16 protein-coding genes are annotated in these 26,025 nt (G+C 33.5%); 9 read left to right on the forward strand and 7 right to left on the reverse strand.

The window, feature by feature from the left end:
- Positions 1-23: 23 nt before the first annotated feature.
- Positions 24-926, reverse strand: a complete 903-nt coding sequence (locus AAGD53_RS00310; RefSeq protein WP_341762840.1) for a branched-chain amino acid transaminase — start codon at positions 924-926, stop codon at positions 24-26.
- Between the two features lie 62 nt (positions 927-988).
- Between AAGD53_RS00310 and AAGD53_RS00315 the strand changes: the two genes are divergently transcribed.
- From AAGD53_RS00315 to AAGD53_RS00350, 7 genes are all read left to right on the forward strand, one after another.
- The gene (locus AAGD53_RS00315; RefSeq protein WP_341762841.1) at positions 989-1,669 is read left to right on the forward strand and encodes a response regulator transcription factor; all 681 of its coding nucleotides are present in this window, start codon (positions 989-991) and stop codon (positions 1,667-1,669) included.
- Complete coding sequence (locus AAGD53_RS00320; protein ID WP_341762842.1) at positions 1,653-2,954, forward strand: sensor histidine kinase; 1,302 nt, start codon at positions 1,653-1,655, stop codon at positions 2,952-2,954. Before AAGD53_RS00315 ends, AAGD53_RS00320 begins: the two co-directional genes overlap by 17 nt.
- 487 nt (positions 2,955-3,441) lie before the next feature.
- On the forward strand, positions 3,442-5,322 hold the full coding sequence (locus AAGD53_RS00330; RefSeq protein WP_341762843.1) for an LTA synthase family protein: 1,881 nt from the start codon (positions 3,442-3,444) through the stop codon (positions 5,320-5,322).
- Between the two features lie 195 nt (positions 5,323-5,517).
- Positions 5,518-5,817, forward strand: a complete 300-nt coding sequence (locus AAGD53_RS00335) for a hypothetical protein (RefSeq protein ID WP_341762844.1) — start codon at positions 5,518-5,520, stop codon at positions 5,815-5,817.
- A gap of 203 nt (positions 5,818-6,020) precedes the next feature.
- On the forward strand, positions 6,021-8,057 hold the full coding sequence (locus tag AAGD53_RS00340) for a ComEC/Rec2 family competence protein (protein ID WP_341762845.1): 2,037 nt from the start codon (positions 6,021-6,023) through the stop codon (positions 8,055-8,057).
- Between the two features lie 30 nt (positions 8,058-8,087).
- Entirely contained in the window at positions 8,088-8,930 is an 843-nt protein-coding gene (locus AAGD53_RS00345) for a hypothetical protein (protein WP_341762846.1), read from the forward strand.
- Positions 8,931-9,089: 159 nt separating this feature from the next.
- Positions 9,090-9,680, forward strand: a complete 591-nt coding sequence (locus tag AAGD53_RS00350) for a ribonuclease HII (protein WP_341762847.1) — start codon at positions 9,090-9,092, stop codon at positions 9,678-9,680.
- A gap of 136 nt (positions 9,681-9,816) precedes the next feature.
- Here AAGD53_RS00350 and AAGD53_RS00355 read toward each other — a convergent pair whose 3' ends face one another.
- Together AAGD53_RS00355 and lipB are read right to left on the reverse strand one after the other, a co-directional pair.
- Positions 9,817-11,145, reverse strand: a complete 1,329-nt coding sequence (locus AAGD53_RS00355; RefSeq protein WP_341762848.1) for a DUF2748 family protein — start codon at positions 11,143-11,145, stop codon at positions 9,817-9,819.
- An 18-nt stretch (positions 11,146-11,163) separates the two neighbouring features.
- Positions 11,164-11,787, reverse strand: a complete 624-nt coding sequence (gene lipB, locus AAGD53_RS00360; RefSeq protein WP_341761903.1) for a lipoyl(octanoyl) transferase LipB — start codon at positions 11,785-11,787, stop codon at positions 11,164-11,166.
- Positions 11,788-12,984: 1,197 nt separating this feature from the next.
- Here lipB and AAGD53_RS00365 point away from each other — a divergent pair.
- Positions 12,985-15,138 (forward strand): hypothetical protein, encoded by a 2,154-nt coding sequence (locus AAGD53_RS00365; RefSeq protein ID WP_341762849.1) that lies wholly within the window; start codon positions 12,985-12,987, stop codon positions 15,136-15,138.
- A 165-nt stretch (positions 15,139-15,303) separates the two neighbouring features.
- Here AAGD53_RS00365 and cyoE read toward each other — a convergent pair whose 3' ends face one another.
- On the reverse strand, positions 15,304-16,179 hold the full coding sequence (gene cyoE / locus AAGD53_RS00370; protein ID WP_341763366.1) for a heme o synthase: 876 nt from the start codon (positions 16,177-16,179) through the stop codon (positions 15,304-15,306).
- Positions 16,180-16,238: 59 nt separating this feature from the next.
- The gene (gene parC / locus AAGD53_RS00375; protein WP_341763367.1) at positions 16,239-18,449 is read right to left on the reverse strand and encodes a DNA topoisomerase IV subunit A; all 2,211 of its coding nucleotides are present in this window, start codon (positions 18,447-18,449) and stop codon (positions 16,239-16,241) included.
- An 813-nt stretch (positions 18,450-19,262) separates the two neighbouring features.
- Between parC and AAGD53_RS00380 the strand changes: the two genes are divergently transcribed.
- The gene (locus tag AAGD53_RS00380) at positions 19,263-24,866 is read left to right on the forward strand and encodes an autotransporter domain-containing protein (RefSeq protein WP_341762850.1); all 5,604 of its coding nucleotides are present in this window, start codon (positions 19,263-19,265) and stop codon (positions 24,864-24,866) included.
- A gap of 101 nt (positions 24,867-24,967) precedes the next feature.
- On the opposite strand, the gene AAGD53_RS00385 is transcribed toward AAGD53_RS00380, so the two are convergent.
- Both AAGD53_RS00385 and AAGD53_RS00390 read right to left on the reverse strand, forming a co-directional pair.
- On the reverse strand, positions 24,968-25,684 hold the full coding sequence (locus AAGD53_RS00385; RefSeq protein ID WP_341762851.1) for a ComF family protein: 717 nt from the start codon (positions 25,682-25,684) through the stop codon (positions 24,968-24,970).
- A gap of 18 nt (positions 25,685-25,702) precedes the next feature.
- Positions 25,703-25,882, reverse strand: coding sequence for a DUF2706 domain-containing protein (locus AAGD53_RS00390; protein ID WP_341761563.1), 180 nt, complete (start codon positions 25,880-25,882; stop codon positions 25,703-25,705).
- Positions 25,883-26,025: the final 143 nt, after the last annotated feature.

Below are 26,025 nucleotides of genomic sequence, written 5' to 3' on the forward strand. Positions count from 1 at the left end.
CATCAATTCCATTATATCACTATTTATTTACGCACTAAGCTATTATATTCTTTTTTTAACAAATTAGTAATTTTACTATCTTCAAAGATAATATTTTGATCACCACGGTTAATCGATTTAATCCCCTTAACTTCTGCAGCTGTACCAGTCATAAAACATTCATTAAACTCCCCTAACCTATCTAGAGTTATGTACTCTTCCTTGACCTCAAGATTTAACTCTTTAGCAAGTTTTATAACTGTTTGACGCGTTATGCCATTTAAAAAACTATCAGCTATCGGTGTAAATAATTGCTCTCCTTTTACAAAAAAGATATTTGTAGTAGTACATTCAGCAATAAATCCTCGCCAATCTAATAGAACTGCATCACTATAACCCAAAGACTTAGCTTCTTTTTGGCATACTATCATCATATTGTAATGTCCTGATGATTTACACTGTGGCGGTAGTGAGTTTGGATGGCATTTCCGCCAACGTGCAATATGCAAACTTAAATCATCAGAAGGTCTAGGAGTTGATGGAACAGCAGCAATTAATAAATTAACCGATAAATTTACATTAGTTAGATTAAGAGATTCACTACCATACCAAATTAAAGGACGAACATACGCATCTTTAATATTATTTTTTTCTATAAGTAAGTGATGAGCTTTTATAATATCTTCAAAACTATATGGTATTTCCATAGCTAAAGTTTGTGCCGATTCTATCAAACGCTGTGTATGTTCTTCTAATTTAAAAATTTTTCCATCATAGGCTTTTTCTCCCTCAAAAACTCCACCAGAATAATGTAAACTATGAGTAAGAACATGTATGTTAGCTTCTTGCCAAGCAATAAAATTACCATTAATCCAAATATAACTTGATAATTGTTTAAGGTTTCTAGGTCGCTCTTCTACAATTATATTTTCTTGTGTTATTATCATTGTCAACCTTCCATTATTAAGTTAATATATTTTCACTACTTATAAATACCGAAATTTTATTTATGCAAAGCCCTAAGCCTCACATTCTTGTAGTCGATGATGATACTAGAATACAAAAACTTTTAAAACAGTTTTTGTATAAAAACGACTTTTTAGTATCAACAGCAGCTTCTGTCCAAGAAGCTGAGGAACTATTAAAATCCTCTATCTATGACTTAATTATTCTAGACGTTATGTTGCCGAATGTTACAGGACTTGATTTTGCCCATACTATAAGATCAAGTAAAAACCTTATACCAATTGTTATGCTAACTGCACTATCACAACCAAGTGATCGTATCAAGGGATTAGAATCCGGTGCATCTGATTATCTGACCAAACCTTTCGAACCGAAAGAATTATTACTCAGGATTAATAACCTATTAAATAGCTACAATAATTATAAAAAACAAGATAAAATCAAGCGATTCGGCAATAATTATTATAATTTAGAATCAAAGGAATTTATAAAAAATAATCAACCTGTACAATTGAGTTCTACAGAACAAAAATTGCTAGAAGTATTATTAAAACACAATGGACAAGAAATGAAACGTGATGAGTTGTCAAAAATAATGGGAGGGCTTAGCCCTCGTTCTATTGACGTACAAATTGTCAGAATAAGAAGTAAGATTGAAGATGACCCTAAAGAACCAAAATATCTAAAAACCATACGGAATAGCGGTTATGCTATTTATACATAAACTTATACCACAAACTTTACTGGCTAGATTTGTTCTCATTATTATTGTTCCAACATTAATAGGACAAATTCTAGCAGTGTTTTTGTTCTATGATCGTCACTGGTATAATGTTTCTTATTATACTAGCAATATTATTGCTAATGAAATTATTTCCCTTCTTGAACAAAACGACAATAATCTATTAGAAAAAAACACAACAGAGACAAATTATTTAAATTTGTCGTATCAGTTTCATCAAGAATTAAACTTGCCACGCAAACAACCTAGAATTAGTGAAGAATTAGAGATTTTTAAAAATATTATTAACGTAAAAATTAATAAGAAAAATATAGTAAAGATTAATGATTCAAAAAGAATTGAAGTATTACTCCAATTAACCGATGGTTTACTAAAAATAACTTTCCCCGCAAAATTATTGATGAATCCAACTGCTTACATTTTTGTTCTATGGTTAATCTTCTTAACTATTTTACTACTTTCTGTTTCCTTAATCTTCTCTAAAAAGCAAATTAACTCCATTTTAACTCTTGCAGATGCTGCTGATCAATTCGGACAAGGAATTACAAGATTACCAACATTTAAACCTTCTGGTGCAAAAGAAATTAAAAAGGCTGGTATTGCTTTTCTTAAAATGAAAGAACGAATTGAAAAACAAATCACTAAAAGAACTAGAATGTTAGCTATGATTTCACATGATTTATGTACTCCTTTAACTAGAATGAAATTACAACTGGAGTTAATGAACAAATCTGAAGAAACAGAAGGTCTTAAGGAAGATATACTTACCATGCAACAAATGATAAAATCATACCTTGACTTTGCTAAGGGTGAAAATGGTGAAGAAGCTCAAATAATTGAGTTATCTTCTTGGCTGTCTACTATCATAAATAAATGGTCTGTTGCCAATATTGAGCTGCTTGCAACAGAGCAGATAATAGCACAAATCAAGCCTATCAACTTTGAACGTGCAATATCTAACGTAATAAGTAATGCTATAAAATATTCTACAAAAATAAGAATTACTGTATATTCTAGTTCTACTAATGCCATAATAAAAATTGAAGATAATGGTATTGGCATAAAGGATGCAGAGAAATTATTAGTGTTTAAAGCATTTTATCGTTCAGATAAGTCACGCCCACTTAATAATTCAGGTAATGTTGGACTTGGTCTTGCTATTACTAAAGAAATAATCATTGATCATAATGGAACAATATCCTTGCAGGATAGTAAAATTTTAGGTGGTTTATTGGTTGAAATTTCGCTACCTAACCTCAAGTGTTGATGTAATACCAATTCCCAAAATTAATTTATTCTGAGGAATTTGAAGGAGACAAAGGAAGCACAAAACCGCAGCGTACAAAGACGTACGTGAGGATTTGAGTACCGGTATCACGTACAAATTACCAAAAGAAATTAATCTCGGGAATTGGTATAAGACATCGGTTTAATAGCCTAGGGTGTCAATCCCTGCGTAAGCAGCTTACTATTACCCATAAGTTTTTCTTGACATTTATGGTAATAGGAAGACTAATAGCTAGGGAGATAAGTTAAAATCGTCCCTTTAAAGGAAAGAAATAAACCGTCTATTAGCGAGAAGACCGTAGGTCGACGAAGCAATTGACAAGCTTCATGGATTGCCACGCTCACATACGTTCGCTCGCTAATAGACGGCTTAAGCCTTATAACAACACTTCACTAATAGACGATTTTTTAACTTTCAACAGTTGTGACCTTACGACCTCCTCGCAATGACGTTAATTTAGATATATATGATAAAAATACTGTTTCATTTTCCTATTGTTAGAATTTACCTAATATTTCAGTTTATTACTCGTATTCTATTAAGCTCATATGCTTTATGGCAACAACAAATAACCATATCTGATCTAGTGTCAATTTTTGTTATTGGTACATTTAATGATCTAATATCTCTTTGTTATTTTTTACCAGTAATTTCGCTTGTTATCATTGGCTTCTACAAGTTATTGGCTCGGTATAAATTTTTGTATGTAAGCTGCTCTTTTATCGCTTATTTTTGTACTATTGCACTACTAATATTTATTGCCATCGCAGAGATTACTTTTTGGGATGAGTTCGGTGTTAGATTTAATTTTATTGCTGTAGATTATCTAATTTACACTCATGAAATCATTGGTACTGTAAAAGAGTCTTTGCCCTATATAGAAATATTACTAGGCATTATAATTATTACACTATTAATTGTTTTTTTCTTGAGAAAATACATAATTAATCAAGCAAGTACTCTAAATGGCAAGAAACATATTTTTTGTGTGATAATGCTATTTTTGTTTAGCCTAGTTGCTTTTAATTTCTATAACCCTAATAAAATTGCTTTTAATTCTAATAAATATGCTATCGAACTTGCTAAAAACGGTTCATATGAGTTTTTCTCTGCCTATCTTAATAATAGCTTAGATTATAATAAATTTTATCCAGTAGTTGATAAAAAACAAGCTTTAGATACTGTTCGCACTAGTTTATCAAAAAACAAAGAACTATACTTAGATGATTCTACTATAGCACGTTATATCAAAGCTAATTCTTCTAATAATAAAAAACATAATATTATTTTTATTACTGTGGAGAGTCTTAGTAGTGAATTCATGGGTAAATTTGGCAATCAACAAAATATTACTCCAAATTTAGATAGATTAGCTGATGAAAGCATATTTTTTACCAATCTATATGCAGTAGGCACTAGAACAGTAAGAGGTTTGGAAGCTATTACTTTATCAGTACCACCAACTCCTGGTTCTTCCATTATCCGTAGACCTGATAACCAATCGCTATTTAATATAGCTACTATTTTTAAGAATGCAGGTTATGTTATTAACTTCATAAACGGTGGCTATAGTTACATTGATAATTTGCAAAATTATTTTCATGGTAATGGTTATAATATAGTTGATCGAGGTAATCTAAAATCAAATGAAATAAGTTTCTCTAATATTTGGGGAGTAGCTGACGAGGATATATTAATAAAATCACTAGAGTTAGCTGATCAAAATTATAAGGAAGGCAAAGCTTTTTTCTCATTAATTATGACTACCTCTAACCATCGTCCTTATACTTTCACCGAAGGTAGAATTGATCTAGCGTCTGGTAGTGGACGTAATGCAGCTGTTAAATATACTGACTATGCTATTGGTAAGTTTCTTGAATTAGCAAAAACTCGCCCTTGGTTTAATAATACTATCTTTGTTATCACTGCTGATCATTGTGCATCAAGTGCTGGCAAAACTGATTTACCGATTAATAAATATCACATACCTCTATTAATATACGCTCCTAATATATTAAAACCACAGATAATTGATAGTTTAGCAAGTCAAATTGACATTGCTCCTACTATTTTGGGATTATTAAACTTTTCCTATAATAGTAAGTTTTTCGGTCAAGATATGTTAAACATACCGGCAAAAAGAGCATTTATCAGCACTTACCAATTGCTTGGTTTTATGAAAGATAATCACTTAGTTATCTTAAGCCCACAGGGACAGCCAAAAACTTATAAATTAGTTGGTAAAGATAAAATAGAGACTGAGAATATTCCTAACTTAGTAGAAGAAGCTATTAGTTTTTATCAGATAGCTTATGATTTATATATTCAGGGTGAAATGAGGGAATAGATATTTTGTGCTACTTTTTGGTTATCTTCCGCTGCATACTTACCACGTAGTGTAAAGAGAATTGTTGAATTACAACAATTATTATGTTGACATTTGGAATAAATTATATATAATTTGTCACTAAATATTATTAGTGCTTAAGTTGAGCAAGCATATGAAATATTTAAAACAATCAAATTAAATAAGGAGTATATAATGAAGGATAAGGAGTATATAATTAAGGATATCGTTACCTTGATCAAAGAGCAAAAGCCAACATGGGATGATAATTTAGATTATGAGGATATAATTCAATATAATGAAGCTGTCTGGCAGCATAATACACAAGTTGAAGAGTATATACAAATAGGATATTTTGATAGAATTTCTAATAAAGTATATGAATCGTCGGAGGAATTCTCTCATACAAAAAACTCTGATGGGGAATCATCTAATAATGATGATTCTGTGAATGTTGTAGGTGATCTCGATGTTTCTGGTATCAGTTCGCACTAAAGATTTTTCAATTTTGGATTAAAATGTTATAGTCCAAATATGTGTTATCTTCCTATACAAACAAAAATTACAGAAATTGTGGGGAGATAGTAGTTTTTATCAGGTAGCTCATGATTTATATATTCATGGTGAAATGAGGGAATAGATTTCTTGAATTACATCTAATAGTAGCTTATTTTAAATAAAAACCTACTGTTAGATGAATGACCCTAAGAGATTATAAATTAATTTTTAAGCTTGCCAAAAGCATTTTAGAACAGGAATATCACAATCTCAGCCTTTGGTATTTCGTTAGTTTCATTTATGGTATCGTTATTTATTTTACTTTAAGTAACGAACCTTCCTTTATATCTATTCTAGCTATTTTCACAATTTCTTTATCACTAATAATCTTAAGAAATAACATATTTGGGCGATTTATTTCGGGCATAATTATTGCTTTTTCATGCGGTATGTTAGTGGGCAAATATCGTATATCAAATTTACATGTTGTTGGTATTAAAAAGCCGATAATTTCACAAATAGGTGGCACTATAGAATCGATGAAACCGACCACTCATGGTATGCAAATTATCTTACATCAGGTCAAAATTCAAAAACTTAATAGGTCTAATCAGGTTTTAGAGAAAGTTAGGATAAGCATGCCAGCAAAATATGCTCAAGAAATTAATATTAACGATAGCATTAACCTAGTGGCTCAGCTTTATAAGCCTCAAAGTAGTATTCTACCAGGTGGCTATGACTTTGGCTTTTATGCATATTTGGCAGATATCAACGCCACTGGCTATGCGCTATCACCCCCCCAAATTATAGCACATAGTAATCTCTACACTAATAGTTTTATCTATAAAATTAAAAAAAATATTTACAGCCGCCTAATCCAAATACTTGGTTCTATTAAAGGTAATTTCGCCGCAGCAATATTACTAGGAGAAACAAAAGCCATCGATAGAAAATTAATGAAAGAAATGAGACAAAGCGGTATATCTCACATACTTTGCGTCTCCGGTTTACATTTGTCATTGGTAGCTATGCTGTTTTTCATATCAGCAAGATTCTTATTAAATCTATCAAATTATATTGCTTATAATTACAACATAAAGTCAATTGCAGCAATTTGTTCTTTAATAGGCAGTTATGGTTATTTGGAGCTAAGTGGCATGCAAATTGCTGCCACAAGGGCATTCATTATGACGGCAATTTTTATTTATGCAGTTATGATAGGACGGAAGCCCTATCCCCTAAGATCGCTCGCGATTGCAGCTTTCATAATATTATCGGTAAATCCCGAATATATATTTCATCCAAGCTTCCAATTATCTTTTGTGGCAGTATTATCGCTAACTGCTGGTTACGAATTTTATATAAGAAATCAATGGATTTTAGGTAAAAGCAAGGGGATATTTTCTTCCATAAAATTTTATATTGCCTCTAATATTTATTCAAGCTTCCTTGCAAGCATAGTAACTGCTCCTGTAGTAATAAACCAATTTTATACATTTCCTACTTATTCTATTCCCATGAACCTTATTGCTGTACCTATAATGTCTTTCTTTCTGATGCCGTTATCTATTATCTCATTATTCTTAATGATATTTGGTATAGATCAATATTGTTTAAAATTAATAGGTTTTTTCATTGATATAATTATTGCAGCAGTGAAATTTACTAATACCTTACCATTATCAGTATGGTATTTTGGTTATATAACCAAAATTAGTTTAATTACTTTCTTATTTGGATTTTTTTGGACTTGTTTATGGAGAACAAAGTGGCATTTCTTAGGTCTGATTATAATGATTATATCTGTAATCTTAATGCTAAATTCTCCTAAACCTAATTTCATATTTGATATAAATTTAAATGCTATTGGTATAAAAAATAACAATGGTGAACTTGACATTTATGTGAATGAGATACCAGAGTTTAAACGTATATATTGGACCAACTGGTTTGGTCAACAGGATGCTAAAATATTCCCTATAGAAAAAAATATTTTTACTTCCGATGGATACACAATTTTGATAAACTATAAGCCAATTGCTCCAAATAAAATATGTAAAAATGTCGATATATATATTAACATGTCGAGTAGAAACCAATGTAAAGGTAACAAAATTACTATTACTAAAGAATTTCTAAGAGAGTTTGAAGTAATAATGATATTTTGTAATCAGCACGAATGTACAATTAAAACAAATAATAAAAAAAGATGGCAGGGTAACTGCAAGAGTTTTTAGTGATTGCTAACATTAATTAAAGATATTTTTATGCCCAAGTTAGAGAAGTTTAAATCAGATATAGCTAATATTGTTGGTGAACCAAAGGAAGGCTTTGTACAGGATATAGATAGATTCAAAAGTCTACTCAACTTTAGCTTTGATTCGAAATATACTCCTGAACTTGCTGAAGCTATGGAAAGCATGGGAATAGAGAAAGAAGTAAAAATACAGGTGTCGTTGAATGATGACACAACAAATGTACTTTCACAAACTGTTGAAGCTACTAGCCAAAAATTTGGTGAATTTAAAGGCAATATTAGCACCACCCTTAATGCTCATGGTGAACTTGCTAAAGGATATTCTGCCGAATATGTTAAAGGACAACCTAATTTAGATAAATTCGGTCAACAAGCTAAACAAATGGATACATTGATAGAAGAGTTTCCACATAAATCCTTACAGAAAACTGAACAAATTGATACAATTGCAACTATAGGAGCTGGTACAGAAAAAATGTATTCGGCATTGGAATTTTCACCAGCTGATCCAATGCATGTCAGAACCATTACAGATTTAGGTGCAAAACTGAGGCATTATATTAAATCATTTGTTAAATCACCTGAGGAACAGAAAGAGGCTTTTATTGAAAATGGTGCTGGGACAATCCAAGCTATTGATAAAGCAAATAGAAGTGATGGATTGCAAACTAGTAAGACTGCATTAGAAAAGATATTAAGCAAACTTGAGGGTACAGCCGGATCTCAAATATATCACCGTCTGAGAAAGACTCTCAATAAAAACGATATATCTATGGGAGATGGTAGTAGTACTATTAAACCTAATACCACCCCTTCTAACACAAAGCATTCTAATAAAGATAAGGGACGGTAGATCCCCGCCGTAGCCGTAACTCATGGGTGTCAATTTAAGCATTTTAAGTAACCTGATTTTTTTATTTTGAGTTCATAATGTCTGTTACTACAGTAACAATAGATGATAGCGATGATGAAGAACTATATATAAGGCGGAAGTACATAGAGTGTCATTTTTATGGGAGGCATGATGTTTAAATTAGAACAAAAATATTCAGGATTAGTAGCTGGAGTAGATGAAGCCGGCAGAGGACCGCTAGTTGGTCCTGTAGTAGCTGCATCTGTTATCATTGATCAAACAAAAATCATACACGGTATCAAAGATTCTAAAAAACTTACTAAAACAATGAGGGAGTTGTTATATAAACAAATAACCCAAAATTATATTTGGTCTGTTGGTATAGTGCATCACGATGAGATAGATATAATTAATATCCTTGAAGCAACTAAAAAAGCTTGTACTATATCAGTAGCAAATCTTGCTGTTAAACCGGATACGGTATTAATAGATGGTAATATGAAATTTCACGATCCAAGATTTATTAGTATAATAAATGGCGATAATTTATCAATTTCTATTGGAGCAGCATCTATTATTGCGAAAGTTACTAGAGATCGCTTAATGCTTGAATATGCCAAAGAATTTCCGGAATATATGTGGCACAAAAACTCCGGTTATGGTACTAAAGAACATCTAAATGCTATAAGCCTTCACGGTCTTTCGCCTTATCATAGAAAAAGTTTTAAGATAAGAAGTTCTACATTATAGGCTATAGAAGGGCTATTTAAAAAAACTTGATTATACTCTTCTGCTCCTACGAATTGTTTTTTGAAAATATCATGGAAAGGAAAAATGCATTCTTAAAGTGGTTTTGCGAATGCATTTTAAACCTTTTTAAAGCTAATTATACTTCTCTGATTTGTTTAAATATTAATTTTTTTTTACTAAATATGTTTATTTTACGAAAAAAATTAGTTAGATATCTTGGCTTTGACATATCACGTTTATAGCTTTGCTTAGTCATTAATACATAGTTAGAAATTAAGGAAGGTATAACTTCGGAATAATATACTTTATATAATCCTTGCATTGTTGCCATAGTCGTTAAATATCCCCATTTCATCACCTGTTGGGGTACTCTTGCTAGAGCTTCTATACAGGCAATTGTTTCTTCGATCTCAGGGTCACTATTTTTATAAACATCTGCGACTGGTGCTAAATTAAACTTCATATCTTCAATCATAGCTCTAATCATCAGCCCCATATATTGCTCTTTTATGAATCTCTTAATAAAAAACAATTTTCTTCTATTAACGGAAAATAAAAATTTCTGTTTATATATAAAGCCAAGTAATCTTGCCCAATAAGCCCTTATACCCCGTATCTTGTTTTTATTATAAAATTTTACCTTTTCTTCATAAGTAATCATTTGCCTCATCCCTATAGAGAGAAGCTTGGCTAATAGTTTATCACAATTAATAATATCATCTATTCTAGCCTGTCTTACATGGGGGGTTGCTTTTGTTCCAAAAAAATTTGCTGAATGACGACTAATTTGACTACCACTTGCATCTCTTTTAATATCAGCAAAATGCCCAAGTTCTTGCCCAGCTATAATTTGCAATCTAGCAGCTGCTGCCCATCCATCACCATAAGTTGGGTGATTTTTATCATTTTCAGCAAATGGATTTCCATCGCAGGAAACAAAGACTGCTACATTCTTACCGTCAGTACTTTGCATACCACTATTAGAACCCGAACGTTGCCAATCAACTATATCCATCATATCACCGATATTATGGGAATAAGTAATAAATACCTGAACCTTATCATGCAATAACCACCTAATAACTATAGGATGGGCTGACTGAACAAAAAGCCTTGTTAATTTTTCAGTAACGGATTGGTCAACTGGTTGTAATTTCTGAATTTGTTTTTTCAAATCTGTATAAATCGATGCCAGTTTTTTATCTGATATAGAAGATTTGTATAGAGATCTTAATAACTGATTAGTTTGTTCAATTAAATTTGGCTCGGTTATTTCCTCTTTACTTATCATCAAACTAATATTGAACTTTGGATCAGAAAATCTTGCAAAATTACAACTATTATCGGTATCTATCCTAAGTTTTCCTGATTTGATTAATTGCTGAGCTAATTGTTCATATTCTATTTGCATGTCCTCAGGATAAATAGCAGGAATCTTATCAAGTATATGATAAATTGAACTCATAGGGGTATACTGAATATTTTAAAAAACCTCAAAGACTTTATCCTTAATAACTTCATCAAACTGATCTAACGTTATATCAATACCAAGTTTCTTAAACGAGGTCACAGGCATATCTCTCAAACCACAAGCAATAATTCCGGAGAACATATCAAGATTTGTTGAAATATTTACAGCAACACCATGATATGTAACCCATTTTTTAACTCTAATACCTATTGATGCAATCTTTGCGGGTACACCGTTTTCTTTTACCCATATCCCCACTATACCACTTATAGTAAAAGCTTTAATCCCAAAATATAACAGGCTATTTATAATCCATTCTTCTAGTAGTTTAATATATAGTTTTAAATCCTTTTGCCTTCGTTCTGAGGCTAAATCAAGAATGGGATATATTACTCTTTGTCCACTACCGTGGTAGGTAAACTTCCCCCCCCTACCAGTATAAATTACCGGTATATCTCTAGGATTTAACAATTCATTTGCCTTAAAACTAGTACCTGCGGTATAAATATCCTTATATTCAACTAAATAAACAATCTCTTGTGAAGATTTATTGATTAAACTTGTAACCTTATCTTCCATCAACTTTATTGTGTCTTCATATTCTGAAAAGCCTGATAAGGTAACAAATTGAACCATAATATTAACCAAGGGTGAGCGAACGCAAGCAGTACATAAGTACGCGAAATCCCCGCAATTATTTGCAAAAACCAATTCCTCAAAGCAGAAGAGTATATTATAATAACCTAAGTTCAATATAAGCACCAAACAAAATGCTACGCATTATGTAAAAACATAAACAAACTATTAGAACAGTTTGTTAGAAGAATTATTAATTCTTCTATAGAACTGGCTTTGTCATAAGGAAAAATGCACTCTTGAAGCAATTCTGCGGGTGCATTTTAACTTTTTTCATCATTCAATATGTGATTTTAATAATTAAAATCACATATTGAATGGAGTATTATATTTTAACAATCAGGTGTAGAACTCGATAATCAAGCTTTTCCTTAACCGTCTATTAGCGAGGAGGCGATGGAATCGCCGACGTGGCAATCCTTCGAAGTAGCAACCCTTACTTCACAAGATCGCCACGGCATCTAACGCACAACTGTCGAAAGTTTACAAATACCTATACTACAGCGTCATTGCGAGCGAACGTATGTGAGCGTGGCAATCCATTTTGCTAAAATAAAAACATGATTTTAAAAGATTAAAATCATGTTTCTAGCTTTAGAAAGGTTTAAAATGCATTCGCGTTAGCCGCTTTAAGAATGCATTTTTCCTTATATTAAAACCGCTTCCTCTTCTAACTTTCAACAGTTGATGACATCGGAGCTATTAAACCGATGTCTTACATCAATAGTTGAGGTTAACTATACTGAAAAACTTGAAGTATTTGCAAAAATATCATAAGTTACAAAAAAGTTACTATTTATTAGGGTTGTTAATATAATTTTCATGATGTTATTTGATATTACTTGATTACTGGCTATAAACCTGTCTTAATCTACTGAAGACGTCTTGTATCGCTAAATTATGAAAGAGGAAGTTTTGAAAAAAAATTAAGTAAGGAGTATAAGTGGAACAAGATATGTATAATTCCTTACTTAATTTTGACAATAAGATTACCTTACAAGAATGAAGTTATGCAAGAGCCTATTTCTACATACTAAAGTTGTAATACTGGAGTACCAGTAGTACAAACGCTGTCATTCCCACCGTAGCTCGGATGACAGCTATGTGTGTAGTACAACTAAAGTTGTACAGCAGGTTTAGATAATATAAAATCTAACTGATTAAATAATAAAACAATAAGTATACTAGGAGGGTATTATGTTTAAGTTTAAGAAATCTAGTCCAGATAAGAGTGTTAGTCCAAATAAGAGTGCTAGTCTAAGTAGGAACTCTATCCTAAGAACTAATGGTAATGATACTAGTACTGATCCTGTTTTAGAGGCTAGATTTAAATCTTTACAAGATATGCTTGGAGCTTTTCTAAGGAGTATTAGTAATGATACTAGTACTGGTACTGATCCTATTTTAGAGGCCAATTTTAAATCTGCTCAAGTACGGCTTGGAGCTTTAAATAAAGAATATGGTGATGTACAAAAGATCGGTATGGATCTCGATCAATTCAATTATAGTAAGGCTCAGAAGGAATATAAAAAATTACATGACGATATCAAAACCCCTAAGTTTTCTCTAGAAAAGGAACAAAAAGACTCACTATTGTTTGGAATATACCACGGTCTAGCTATTAGTGCCTTCCGAGCAGGTGAGTTTACAGAACATAATAAATATTTATTACATGCGTATAACAGGTATAGTCCTGATAGAGATAAATCTATAATAGGACTAGAAATATGGGTAAAGATATATAAAAATCTTGATAAAGATGTACAAACAAAAGTACCAAGCATTTCTTCACAATGCGATAAGTTATTAAAAGAGGTCGAAACAGACGTTCAGTCACTAATTGAGGCTGGAGAATATGACCAAGCTCGTGCAAAAATGAAGTATTTGAATGAAAATAGCAACAATTTCCAAATATTTGAGCTATACGCTAGTACAATAAAAGATACAAAGGAAGCTTTTCAGTATCTTAAAGACAAATCAGATAAATATAATCCTATACAACGTCAAGAGACTTATAATATCTTTAAAACATTGCAAGAGAAGTTTAACAAAGCTGAAGAGACAAAACTTGCTGACACAGCTGCTACCTATGCTTCAAAGCACAACCCAAATCCAACAGTTGCTACGGCATCTGCAGCTCCAGTTGTAAGACCTGAGGTAAAGAAAGCTGAAAAAGACGTTGAAAAACTTCAAGAGCAACTTGAAAAAGCTTCCAATAAGTTAGAGACGGCTCTAACTCGTGCTGAACATCAGGAACAGATAGAGAAACTTGAAGCTAAATACAAAGCTGAATTAAAAGCTGAATTAGAGAAAGCTAACGCTGAATTCAATGCTAAATTAGAGACAATTAAAGCTAAAGCTTCACCTACAAAAGATACTAAAGTAGATGAAGCCGGTGAATCTTCTACTCTTTCACCTCCACCAGCGTATAGCAGCATTTCACCGTATAACATTGCCGATATAAGTAATTATTCATATTTGGACATTGGTAAAAATGCCCCCACAACTCCCACAGCCCCCAAAGCTCCCGTAGTTAAGGTCGTTACTCCTCTTGACTCAAAGGTTTTAGCTGAGTTAACTAAGTTAGCTCATTTGATTCCGTCGCTTAATTGGCAAGATTCAAAATATAACACTACTAAAGACAAAGCTAAAAAACTTTTGAATGAAGCTATTACAAAAGAGCCTGCTATACATGAAACTATTGATGATCCTAAAATTTTGGTGCTTCTTGCTGACGTTCTTTTTTCTTCAAATAAAATGGAGGAAGCAAGAATAGTTTGTAAAAAGGCTCTTGACGCTGATCCAAATATATGGCAAGCTACCGATAATAAGATAGTTTTGCTAAATTTAGCTAGAGTTTTTTTTCCTTTAAATGAACTAGAAGCTGAACAAATTTATAATAAAGCTATTATGCGTCTTTTTGCTAAAAATGAACACGGTAACAATATACTTGATACTAATACGATTACAGTATCCAAGAATGTTGCTCAAGATGGATATAGTGCTAAAGAAAGGGATTGCTTAGCTAAGGTTTGTTTATCTTCCCCTAAAGCATTTCAGATTGCACAAGCTCTAGATTGTTATCCATATACAGATGTTGCTAAAAGACAAGAGATTGCTAAGCAATTACAACAGTTAGCATGCAAACCGGAGTTAAGGCATGAATATAAAAGCTATATGTTATATTCAAAGGCTTTTTCTGTTATAAAAGACGATCAAGCATTATTGCAGAATATGAAAACAGCATACCAAAGTAGTGGTCTCAATATGTATCCTACGCAGTTTCCTTATCCCCCTACTGAAGACTCTACTTACGACCTCCTCGGTATGTGTGCTATTAACGATTATTAAGGCTACTCTTAAGTAGTGAATAAAGTCCCATAATTTATTCCTCCTACTTCAAAGCCATTAACAGCTTTTGAGGTAGGAGGGATAGCTGCTCAGGGTAATTTTAAAATTGGGCTGTTTAAACAAACAGCCCGGCTTTTAAATTGTTCTGTTGCTATCCACAAGCGGCTAGTTTCGAGAGAAGTCCAATATTAAAAAAATACTAAAAAGATAAAATATCGAGTAGGCAAATAGTTTTTTAGCTTGTTTATGATCTTTATCACTAAACAGAGAGGTGGCATAGTATAAAAAAATTAGACCCAGTATAAATGCAGTTACTAAATATACAAAATTACTTATTCCTAAAAAAAAGGGCGTAAATGTAGTAATAACCATAATTATACTATAGGCAAGAATTTGCTTTTTGGTATAATATTCTCCCTTTACCACCGGCATCATCGGGACACCACAATTTTTGTAGTCTTCTGAGCGAAAAATTGCTAATGCCCACGAGTGTGGTGGTGTCCAGGTTAGAATAATCATAAATAAAGAAAAGGAGAAAAGTGAAATCTCATTAGTTACTGTTGCCCAGCCAATCATAGGAGGCAATGCACCTGCAACCCCTCCAATAACTATATTTTGCATTGTTGAACGTTTTAGCCACATGGTATAAATGAAGACATAATACAATATGGTTATTAGTAATAATAAAGCAGATAGTAGATTAACACAAAGTCCCATCAAAAAAACTGAAAAGAACCCCACAACCACGCCAAAAGCTAAAGCATCCTGTGGTTCTATAACCCCAATAACTAGAGGTCTGTTTTGTGTACGTTTCATTATCGCATCAATATCTCTGTCATACCACATGTTAATAGCTGCACTACTACCAGCTCCAAGTGTAATACAGAGCATAGCGATGCAAGCTATAAATGGATGGATGGGGTATGGAGCAAGCCATAGACCAGAAAAGCTAGTAAATACCACAAGTGCCATAACTCGTGGTTTCATGAGTAGGATATAGTCCATAACTGAGCTATTAGAGCTTTTTTTCGTAGTATTCATCTCTAGTTTTGCAAGAGGTCTATTAATATAATTAGAGGAATTATTCATATATCTTTATCTTAAGAAAATTTATTATTTCTAGGGAATCCACTAGGAGGGATTTTACCAACCGAACCTCGTCGTCCAAGAAATGGTAAAAGATCTTTCTCTACCCTAATCTTTTCTCCTACTTTCCAGCTTAGCCCTAAACTACTATCAAATATCTTGACATCCATAAGTTTAGCATTTTTGAACTTTTGTAGAATTACCCCTTGTCCTCGTTTCATTATTGGTATTTCGTCTAGTTTAAATACTAGTAGTTTCCGGTTCTCACCTATACAAGCTATACAATCACCTTCTACAGGCACACAAGCAATACAGGAATGATTTGCAGGAATTTGCATAATTTGCTTACCGAGTTTAGTTTGTGCTACTACCTCATCTGCATCAATAATAAACCCTTTACCAATACTACTTGCCAATAAAAGTTTTTGGGTAGGCCTATAGACCAACATGCTTACTATTTCTTCATTACCTATATCTATCATCAATTTTATAGATTCTCCATTGCCTTTGCCTTTAAATATATTATCGGCTAGGATAGTGAAAAAACGCCCCGCTGCACTTAATATAAGAATTTTGTCAGTAGTATAGCCTTCTAGAATAAAATTTTCTGCGTCTCCTTCCTTATATTTAACAGTTGATAAATCGTTACTATGACCTTTTAAAGAGCGAATCCACCCCATCTTGGAACATATTATGGTAAGAGGTTCTTTGGCTATGAAAGCTGAAATATCAACAATTTGAGCAACAATATTAGCTTCTTCAAAACTAGTTCGGCGTAACCCCAATTTAGTGCTAAAACCAAACTTTGTTTGTACCATTTTAACTTCTTTCTTAACTATCTTTTTTAATTCACTCGGATCTTGTAGAATTTTCTGTAAATGTGCATGCTCTTTTTCGAGTAGATTATGCTCGTTAATAATTTCTTGTTCTTCCAATTTTCTTAAAGATCGCAATCTTGTATTAAGAATTGCTTCAACTTGCACATCAGTTAAACCAAACTTAGCTATCATTACTTGTTTAGGCTCATCTTCTTCACGAATAATTTTAATTATTTCATCCAAATTTAAGTAAGCTATCCTTAGACCTTTGAGAACTTCCAACCTATGTTCAATTTTGCCAATAAGAAATTTAGATCTGCGAGTAATAATATTTTGTCGGTGTAATAAAAATTCCTGCAATATTTCCAGTATATTAGCTACTTTAGGAATATTATTTGAACCTATAACATTCATATTAAGCTGAATTCTATTCTCTAAAACTGTCAGTTTGAATAATGACTCCATAATTACATTAGGATCACAATTACGATCCCTAGGTTCAATAATTAATCTTATATCTTCTGTAGATTCATCTCTAATATTGCTTATTAAAGGAATTTTTTTGTCTTTTAACAATACAGCTATTTGTTCGATAAGTTTAGATTTTTGTACTTGATAAGGTATTTCAGTAATTACTATCTGATATAAACCATAACTTAGGTCTTCCTTTGCCCATCTTGCTCTTACTCTAAAGCTACCACGCCCTACGCTATAGGCTTGATGGATTGAATCGATTCTATTAACAATTATTCCACCCGTTGGAAAGTCAGGACCTTTAACAAATTGCAAAATATCGTTAACATTTGATTGAGGATGGTCAATTAAATGTATTAGTGCATCACATAATTCATGTAAATTATGTGGTGGTATACTGGTTGCCATTCCAACTGCTATACCTTCTGAACCATTAGCCAGTAAATTAGGAAACATAGCGGGCATAACTACTGGTTCGGTATCGGAATCATCATATGTAGCCCGAAAATCAACAGTATCTTGATCTATATCTGACATTAATAAGGTACAAATTTCTGTCATTCTTGATTCTGTATAACGCATAGCTGCTGCGTTATCTCCATCAATAGAACCAAAATTTCCTTGTCCATCAATTAGTGGATATCTGAGAGAAAAATTTTGTGCAAGACGTACTAATGTATCATACACTGCAACGTCACTATGTGGGTGATATTTACCCATTACATCACCGACAACTCTTGCACATTTCTTATAGGCAGAGGTTGGGTCTAACCTTAATTGGAGCATGCCGTACAATAATCTGCGATGCACTGGTTTTAACCCATCACGAACGTCAGGCAAGGATCTTGACATAATTGTTGATAAGGCATAAGAGAGGTAACGCTCTGATAATGCATTACCAAAGTCTATATTTTCTATTTTAGCATTATCTATCATACAAAACTTTTTATTATTATTTATTCCATGTTTAGTATAATATCCTAAATATATGCTAGCACTAATAGCAAAATGGTATTAAATAATAAAAATTATACTTTTGCTTTTAATCGTTCTATTTCAACAATATATTTATCACCTTGCTGGTCTTCAACCCATAACTGTTGAAAGTTAAAAAACCGTCTATTAGCGAAGTACTATTGTAAGGCTTAAACCGTCTATTAGCGAGCGAACGTACGTGAGCGTGGCAATCCATGAAGCTTGTTATATGGATTGCTTCGTCGACCTACGGTCTCCTCGCAATGACGCTAGGCTGTTTTTCCTATGACTTTATAAATGCCACGCGTAAGGTGAATTAGTTACAAAAAGAGTTTTTTTGGGGTTGTCTTTCTGCAACTTTAGTGTAAAATCAACAGAAAATCAACTTATTTTAGACCGCTGCCTACGCAGGGCAGTTTAAAAGTCATAACTAATGATAGAAAATACTAAGTTATAAAAACAAATAGTTGTCATCGCGAGCCACAAAGTGGCACAACTGTCGAAAGTTCAACAAACGTCTATTAGCGAGGAGACCGTAGGTCGACGAAGCAATCCATATCCATATGACAAGCTTCATGGATTGCCGCACTCACGTACGTTCGCTCGCAATGACGGTTTAGGGCTGACAACGCTCCTCGCTAATAGACATTTATGCATTTTAAAAAACAAATTTTCTATCATTAGTTAGGACTTTTAAACTACCCTAGTGACATAATGATGGCAGGGATATAGACATGAATTATTTTTTTTAATTATAGATATGGTGAAATGATGGCAAAAAAACAAAAATTCTTTAAAAATTTGCTGGCTAGTAGTGCAATCGCCTCGATTGTAGCTAGCCTAGGCAGTAGTAGTGTGGCATTTGGTGGGGCTGTTCCTGATGCTGTTTTGATGATAGACAATGCGGCGTTGACTGATACTGCAGCTGGAGGTCAAAATCATTGGAATGAAATTGATCAGAATGGTTTGCCTGTCAATCCAGGTGCTTTTGTTGATGCACCTCAGGATAACGAGGCATTTACCTATGGTGGTAATTTTATACTTAATGCTAACAGACCAGATGCTATTATTACAGCTATCAACTTAGTTAACCACCAGCCCGGCGATCTTACAGTTAATGAAAATCTGTCAATCGGTTCTATAGTGCGTAATGTTGGTGGTGCTAATACGTTAACTATAAAGATAGTAGCTGGCCACACCGCAACTTTAACTGGTACTCCAGCTGCTAAGGATAATCATGGCTTCAATGCAGACCCCAATACCTATACCGGTTTAGGTAATGTAGAGCTTGGTGGTGTAGGATCAACTCTTATAGTTCGTTCTTTTAATAATGAGGATATAGCTGTCGGCAATGTCTCGACTGCTGTGCATCAGCAGGGCGTATTAACCTTCGTAACAAGTGGTAGTGTTGGGGCAATTGGTGCGGATGATCATAGATTACTGACAGTGAATATAGGTAATGTAGGACCAAGAGGGGGTGGTGCAACAGTTACATTAAATGGTGATGTTTATGCTGGTGAAATTAAGTTTACCCGTGCAACTTCTATACTTAAAGTGGGTGGTGGTAGTACAATCAATGGTAACATATTAAACGCTGTTGGTCGAAATAACAGGGGGACATTAACCTTCCTAGGAGCTGGTAGGGTAATTGGGAATATCGGTGTTGATGGTGCTGCTTTAGAAAATATAAACATAGGCAATGGAGAAGTGACATTAAATGGTAATGTTTATGCTGAGAATACTAACCTTACCGATGCAGCTTCTATACTTAAATTGACGGCTGGTCATACAATCACTGGTAATGTCGTTACTACGGTTGGTGATGGTGAAGGAGTATTAACCTTCGAGGGAAGTGGTGGAGTAACTGGCACTATTGGTGATGGTCATGCTTTAGCAGAGGTTAATTTCAATGGAGCTGGTGAGGTACACTTACGGCAAGCAGCTAGTGCTGAAACTTTTACTTTTAATCAAGCTGCTACGTTACATGCCCATGATGATATTACTGGTAATGTGCATTTCAAAGGTTATAATGGTATAATTAAGCTGGAAAATGCCAAGAAAGTCACTGGTGTTATCACTACGGCTAGAAATGGTGAAGGAACATTAACCTTCGATGGAGAGGGTGAAGTAACTGGGAATATTGGTACTATTGATGTTGATAATCCTGCTAATGATAAGCGTATTGCTCTAATTAATACTGGTGGTATTACTAGATTAAAAGGAAATGTCTATACTAATGATCTTCACTTTGGTAATGCTGCTGGTCATGCTGTAACAATTGGTGGTAATTTTGCAGGAGGAGTTACTTTTGATGCTGTTAATGATGGGATACTGACATTTAACGGTGTTGCTGGACCTTATGATTTCGACTCAACAATAGCAAATGGTGATCATGGTACTTTAAATGTTCATGCTGACCTTACAGCCACAAATGCACAGATTGGAAAGATTAAAACCATAAATATAGGTACTATTGCTCCTGCTCCTCACACTCTAAAAATAGATGCTTCAAATGGTAATGTTAATCTTCTTGGTCGAGTTAATGATCCTGCTGCTCTTGTTGCTGTTGATCAAACTATTAATTTCTTGGACGCAGATTCGGTTTTGCATTTATATTCATCAAATGCTGTTAATAATACCATAACCTTTGCGAATAACTTACTAGGAGGAGGTGGTAATGAAGGAATCGTGTTAATGGAGGGTAATGGGGTACTATTAACTGTGCAATCTGTCGGCGGAAAAAGCCTTGGTACAGCTGGTCAAGAGCTAAAGGAATTGCAAATTAAAGGTCCAGTCACTATCGCAGGAGGTGTTGCTAATGGACTTGATGTCCATGAAACGGACGCGTTGAACATTATGAAAGGGGCAAGATTTACCGATGAAAGTACTACCTCTGCACAGATTGCCAATATTCATATTGGGGCAGATGATGGTTTTGGTGCTGGTATCGGTCCAGCAACTTATATACTTGATGCAGAACACATTGATTTTAATTTAAATGCTCATGCTGCTAATCAGATTGTTTTTGACCATGCAGATGCTCAGTTAACCTTACGGAATAGTGCTGCTGCAAATAAAACTATAACTTTGCGAAACGATCTAAATCCAGGTGCTGGTGCTGATGGTAAGGGTATAGTTGAGCTTCATTCTGCTATGGCTGGAAACACATTGACGATTGCTGGAGCAGGTAGGCATTTAGGTACTGCTGTTAATAACCTAAAAAAGGTAATTTTTTCTGGTGCTGGTAAATTTAACACTCGGCAGATTACCATTCATAGCAAAAATATAGAATTAAATGTAAATGAACTAACATTGGGTGATGTTAATAGCAATATTTTATTTGCTACAAATACTGTACTTACCGTTGGTAATATTACAGGTAATGTAGATTTCCAAAATCATGATGGTACAGTTAGTTTGGAAGCTGGTAAGAGAATCAATGGTAGTGTAACTAGTACTGGTACTGGTGATGCTAAGGGAACATTAGTATTCCTAGGAATTGGTGAAGTAACAGGTTCGATTACTAAATTAAAGATGTTAAGAGCTGGGGCAGGTGAGGTAAGATTAGCAGGTGTCAATCATAATATTACTGAAATTCAAGGTAATGGTGTTGGTAATTTAACTTTTGCTAATAACTTTAATTTAGAAGGTTCTATTAACTCAACAGGAGGAGCTGCAGTTGGTTTAATATTCAAAGGCAACAGTAGAGTTACTGGTGTAGTTGGAACGGCAAAAAATCCTGTTGGTACTATAAAAGTCCAAGCTGGTACTAATATCTTTAGTAACACAGTTCAAACTGCTAATGATCAGGACATCATAATATCTAATGAAGCAACTGCTAAGTTTGCTAACAGCGTGACGACTCGTAATATTAAGGGAGAGCTAGCTGGCAAAGGTACGGTTCAATTTAGTAATGCTGAAGCTATAACCGTTAATAGTGCAATAGGTGCTACTAATGCAGTATATACTCTAGACATAGCGGGAGCAGATGTAAAGATTACCCAAGCAGTTTCAGCGAATTATATTAACTTCTCTAATGCTAGTAAAGAGGCAACTTTAACTTTAGAAGGGACAAGTACTGTAGGTGGTATTAGGACTAATGGTAATAATGTTCATACTCTTGCATTAGCTGCAGATTTTACCACTGAAATACAAGATATTGGGTCAGAGAATAACAGGTTAAAATCTATTAAATTACTGGGTGATCATAAAATTACTATTAATAGTGGTGTCTATTCCGATATATCAACTAAAACTGATAATACTGGTAAAGTAGTTTTCAACTCGGATAGAAGCTTTGCTTATAATTTAGGAACAGATAAATTAAGATTGTCTGATGTAACCTTTGCTAATAATGCTACGGTAAAAGGTGATGTTTATTCTAAGCAAATAACAATTGCTAGTGATAAGACTGCAACTTTTGCTGGTACTACAAACAGAACTATATCTGTGCCAAACTCCACTGTAGATGGGTCTAGCCTGTCAAGATCATTGAAAAGTTTTGCCTATAGTACACAAATTGTTTCGGATGAAATAAAAAATGAAGGTATTGCAAAATTTGATAAGGCAGTACTGGTTGATGCCAAAATTACTGGTGGTAAGGTAACGTTTGCCGATAATGTTTGGTTTAAACAAACTGCTGATGGGAAAGAAGTAAATTTTGCTGCAAATAAGTATGTAATATTAGAACAAAATATTAACTTTGCTAATATTAAAGCAGATCAAGCTAAGATAATTATATTACCTAAAACAGCCTCTATAACTGGTAATTTAGCAGCTAAAGATTTTACCGTAGATCTTGCAGCTAATCAATTAAAATATACTGGTCAGGCACAGCTGACAGGAAAGATAGAACTAGTTACTGCCTACGACACATCAAGTGGAGCAGGTGGTAATATAGAGGTTCAGACAGGTAGTAAATTGGATTTATCGAAAGCAGACGAGCTGACTATAAAAGTGAAAGCTCAGACTGATATTAACAAAATTCCTAAGGAGGGGGCTAAATATGTTGTGATTTCGTCAGTTAATGGTAATGGTCTTGTTGCAATTGATCATAGTAAAATTAAGCTTGACCCAACTGGTGAACAAAACCGTTTTGTACAGTGGTCCATGGATTCTAGCGATCTAACACTATATATAACTGACATTTCTAAGGAAGTTACAGCTAAAGAAATTGCTGATACATCCCTACCACAGGAAGATCGGGAATTTTATACACAGTTGAATAATGTAACAGATCGTAATAGTTCTGCTGCTCAGTTCATGAACAATATAGGTCGGATGGATAGAGAGCATGCCCTTCAAGCGATGGATAGAATATTGCCTGGTAATGAACATCCAATAGGAGAGAGCCTTGTAAGAAATCCAACATCTGAAATAATTGGAGGATTGATTGCTCAAGCTGATACCCAAATTACTGCAACAAGGATGGGAAATTCAGTACCTATGCAAAATGCTGCATCAGCTGTAGACTCTGAAAATGCTACATCAGCTATAGGCTCTGGTGATGATGATACGCTAAGGTATGGAGTATGGGGTAGTCCATTCTATGGTACTGCTTGCCAAGAAACGTATAAAGGAGTTAGTGGTTATAAATCGAAATCAGCTGGTGGAATAGTTGGATTTGATGGTTTAGTAAATGATAACCTGCTACTTGGTGCAGCTTATAGCCGAATTAACACACAAATGTCTCATCAGGATAAGAAAATTGGTGATAAAACTAACGGTAAGACTAATATCTTCTCCTTATATAGTTTATATAATCTTACCAATAATTGGTTTACTGAAGCTATAGCATCATATGGTATAACTAGGGTTAAGAACTCAGAAGGACGCCTAATCGCCACAACGAAGAGAAATGTTACTGCTCTAGAGACTGCGGCTGCTAAGTATAAATCTATCTCTTATAGTGGTCAATTACTTACAGGGTATAATTATATAGCTTCTGAAAAGTTAATGATTACCCCAACAATTGGGTTCAGATATTCGCAATTTAAGGATGCTGGCTATACGGAAACTGGTACAAAATTCCAAAACCTAGTTGTTAAGAAAAGGTCGTACAATAAATTTGAAGGTATTTTGGGGTTAAGAACTGCGGCAACCCTGAAGGCTAACAAAGTATTGTTAATACCAGAATTGCATGGTTACGTTAATCATGACTTCAAAGGAAAAGCACCAATTATTGATGCAAGGTTAGATGGGATAAATGAACCATTACCGACTAAATCAGTTAAACCTGTTAAGACCTTCTTCACTGTTGGTACTGGTTTCACTGCGAAATATAATATGATGGAATGTGGTATTATCTATAATGTTAACATTGCCAGCAAATATATTGGTCACCAAGGTAGTTTGAAGGTTAAAGTGAATTTTTAAGTAGCTTATCCTCAATTTAATGAGTGCAAAATACGCGAATTCGGGATAAGAATTAACTAATTCTTATCCCGAATGGGGGTAAAATGGGGATATAAGAGTATTTATGTCATGGCAATTGTCATAACATAAACACTCTTAGCCCCGGAATCCTTCAAGATTTTAGCACATTTGTTAATGGTAGTGCCAGTTGTCAATACATCATCTACTAATAATATTTTTTGACCTATAATTTGATATTTTTTATTGAATATAAGGCTATTTGATAAGTTTTTTTCTCGTTCTTTTTTAGATAAAAAAGTTTGGGATTTGGTCCATCTTGACTTAATTAATACGTCAGGACTTACCGGTTTTTTTAGTAGTTTGCTGATTTCTTGAGCCATAATCAAAGCAGGATTATACATTCTAAACAATCTTTTGAATCTATTCATTGGAACTGGAATAATCAGGTCAATATCTTGAAATTCGCTGTGATATTGTCTATAAAGTAATTTGCTGAAAGTTTTGGAGAAAATAGTTTTATCTTGATATTTAAAGGCATGAATTATTTCTTTGCTATGCTCATTAAATTTAATTAAGCTACGAGATACATCATACCAAGGTTTATGTTGAAAGCATTTTGCACAACACATATTATCTAAAATTGATATATCTAATCTACAACCACAAATATTGCAGTAAGGTTTTGTAATAAAATCAAGTTTCTTCCAACAATTTAGACAAAAACCCTCTTTAGTGGCAGTCATTTCAGCACAAGACAAACATCTTGCTGGCAAGATATAATCTATTAGGTAATTATACAATCTACTAATTTTGTACATTATTATAAAAGTAAACCTTTAGGCAATATCTCTAGTTAAATTTACCGGTCTACGAACACATGGGTTGCCAGTACTCGAAGAATCTGTTGATTCAATAGACACACAAGGGCTTTTAATCTCGTAAGGAGGACCAGGAGTGCATGATAATAATTGCAAGAGTATAACAAAAAACAGAGAAAATCTTAATAATTTTGTCATAATTGTCGTTTGGAATTAATTTTATTGTCTTAGATTCTATAGGAGGTTAACCTAGTTCGCAATATATCTCAAGTACATTTAATAAAAAATAAGTTTTAGATACAAAATACATAATAGCTTGTGGCATTTTTCCTGACAAGCAT

The sequence above is a fragment of the Candidatus Tisiphia endosymbiont of Melanophora roralis genome (genome assembly GCF_964026575.1).
Classification (GTDB): Bacteria; Pseudomonadota; Alphaproteobacteria; order Rickettsiales; family Rickettsiaceae; genus Tisiphia.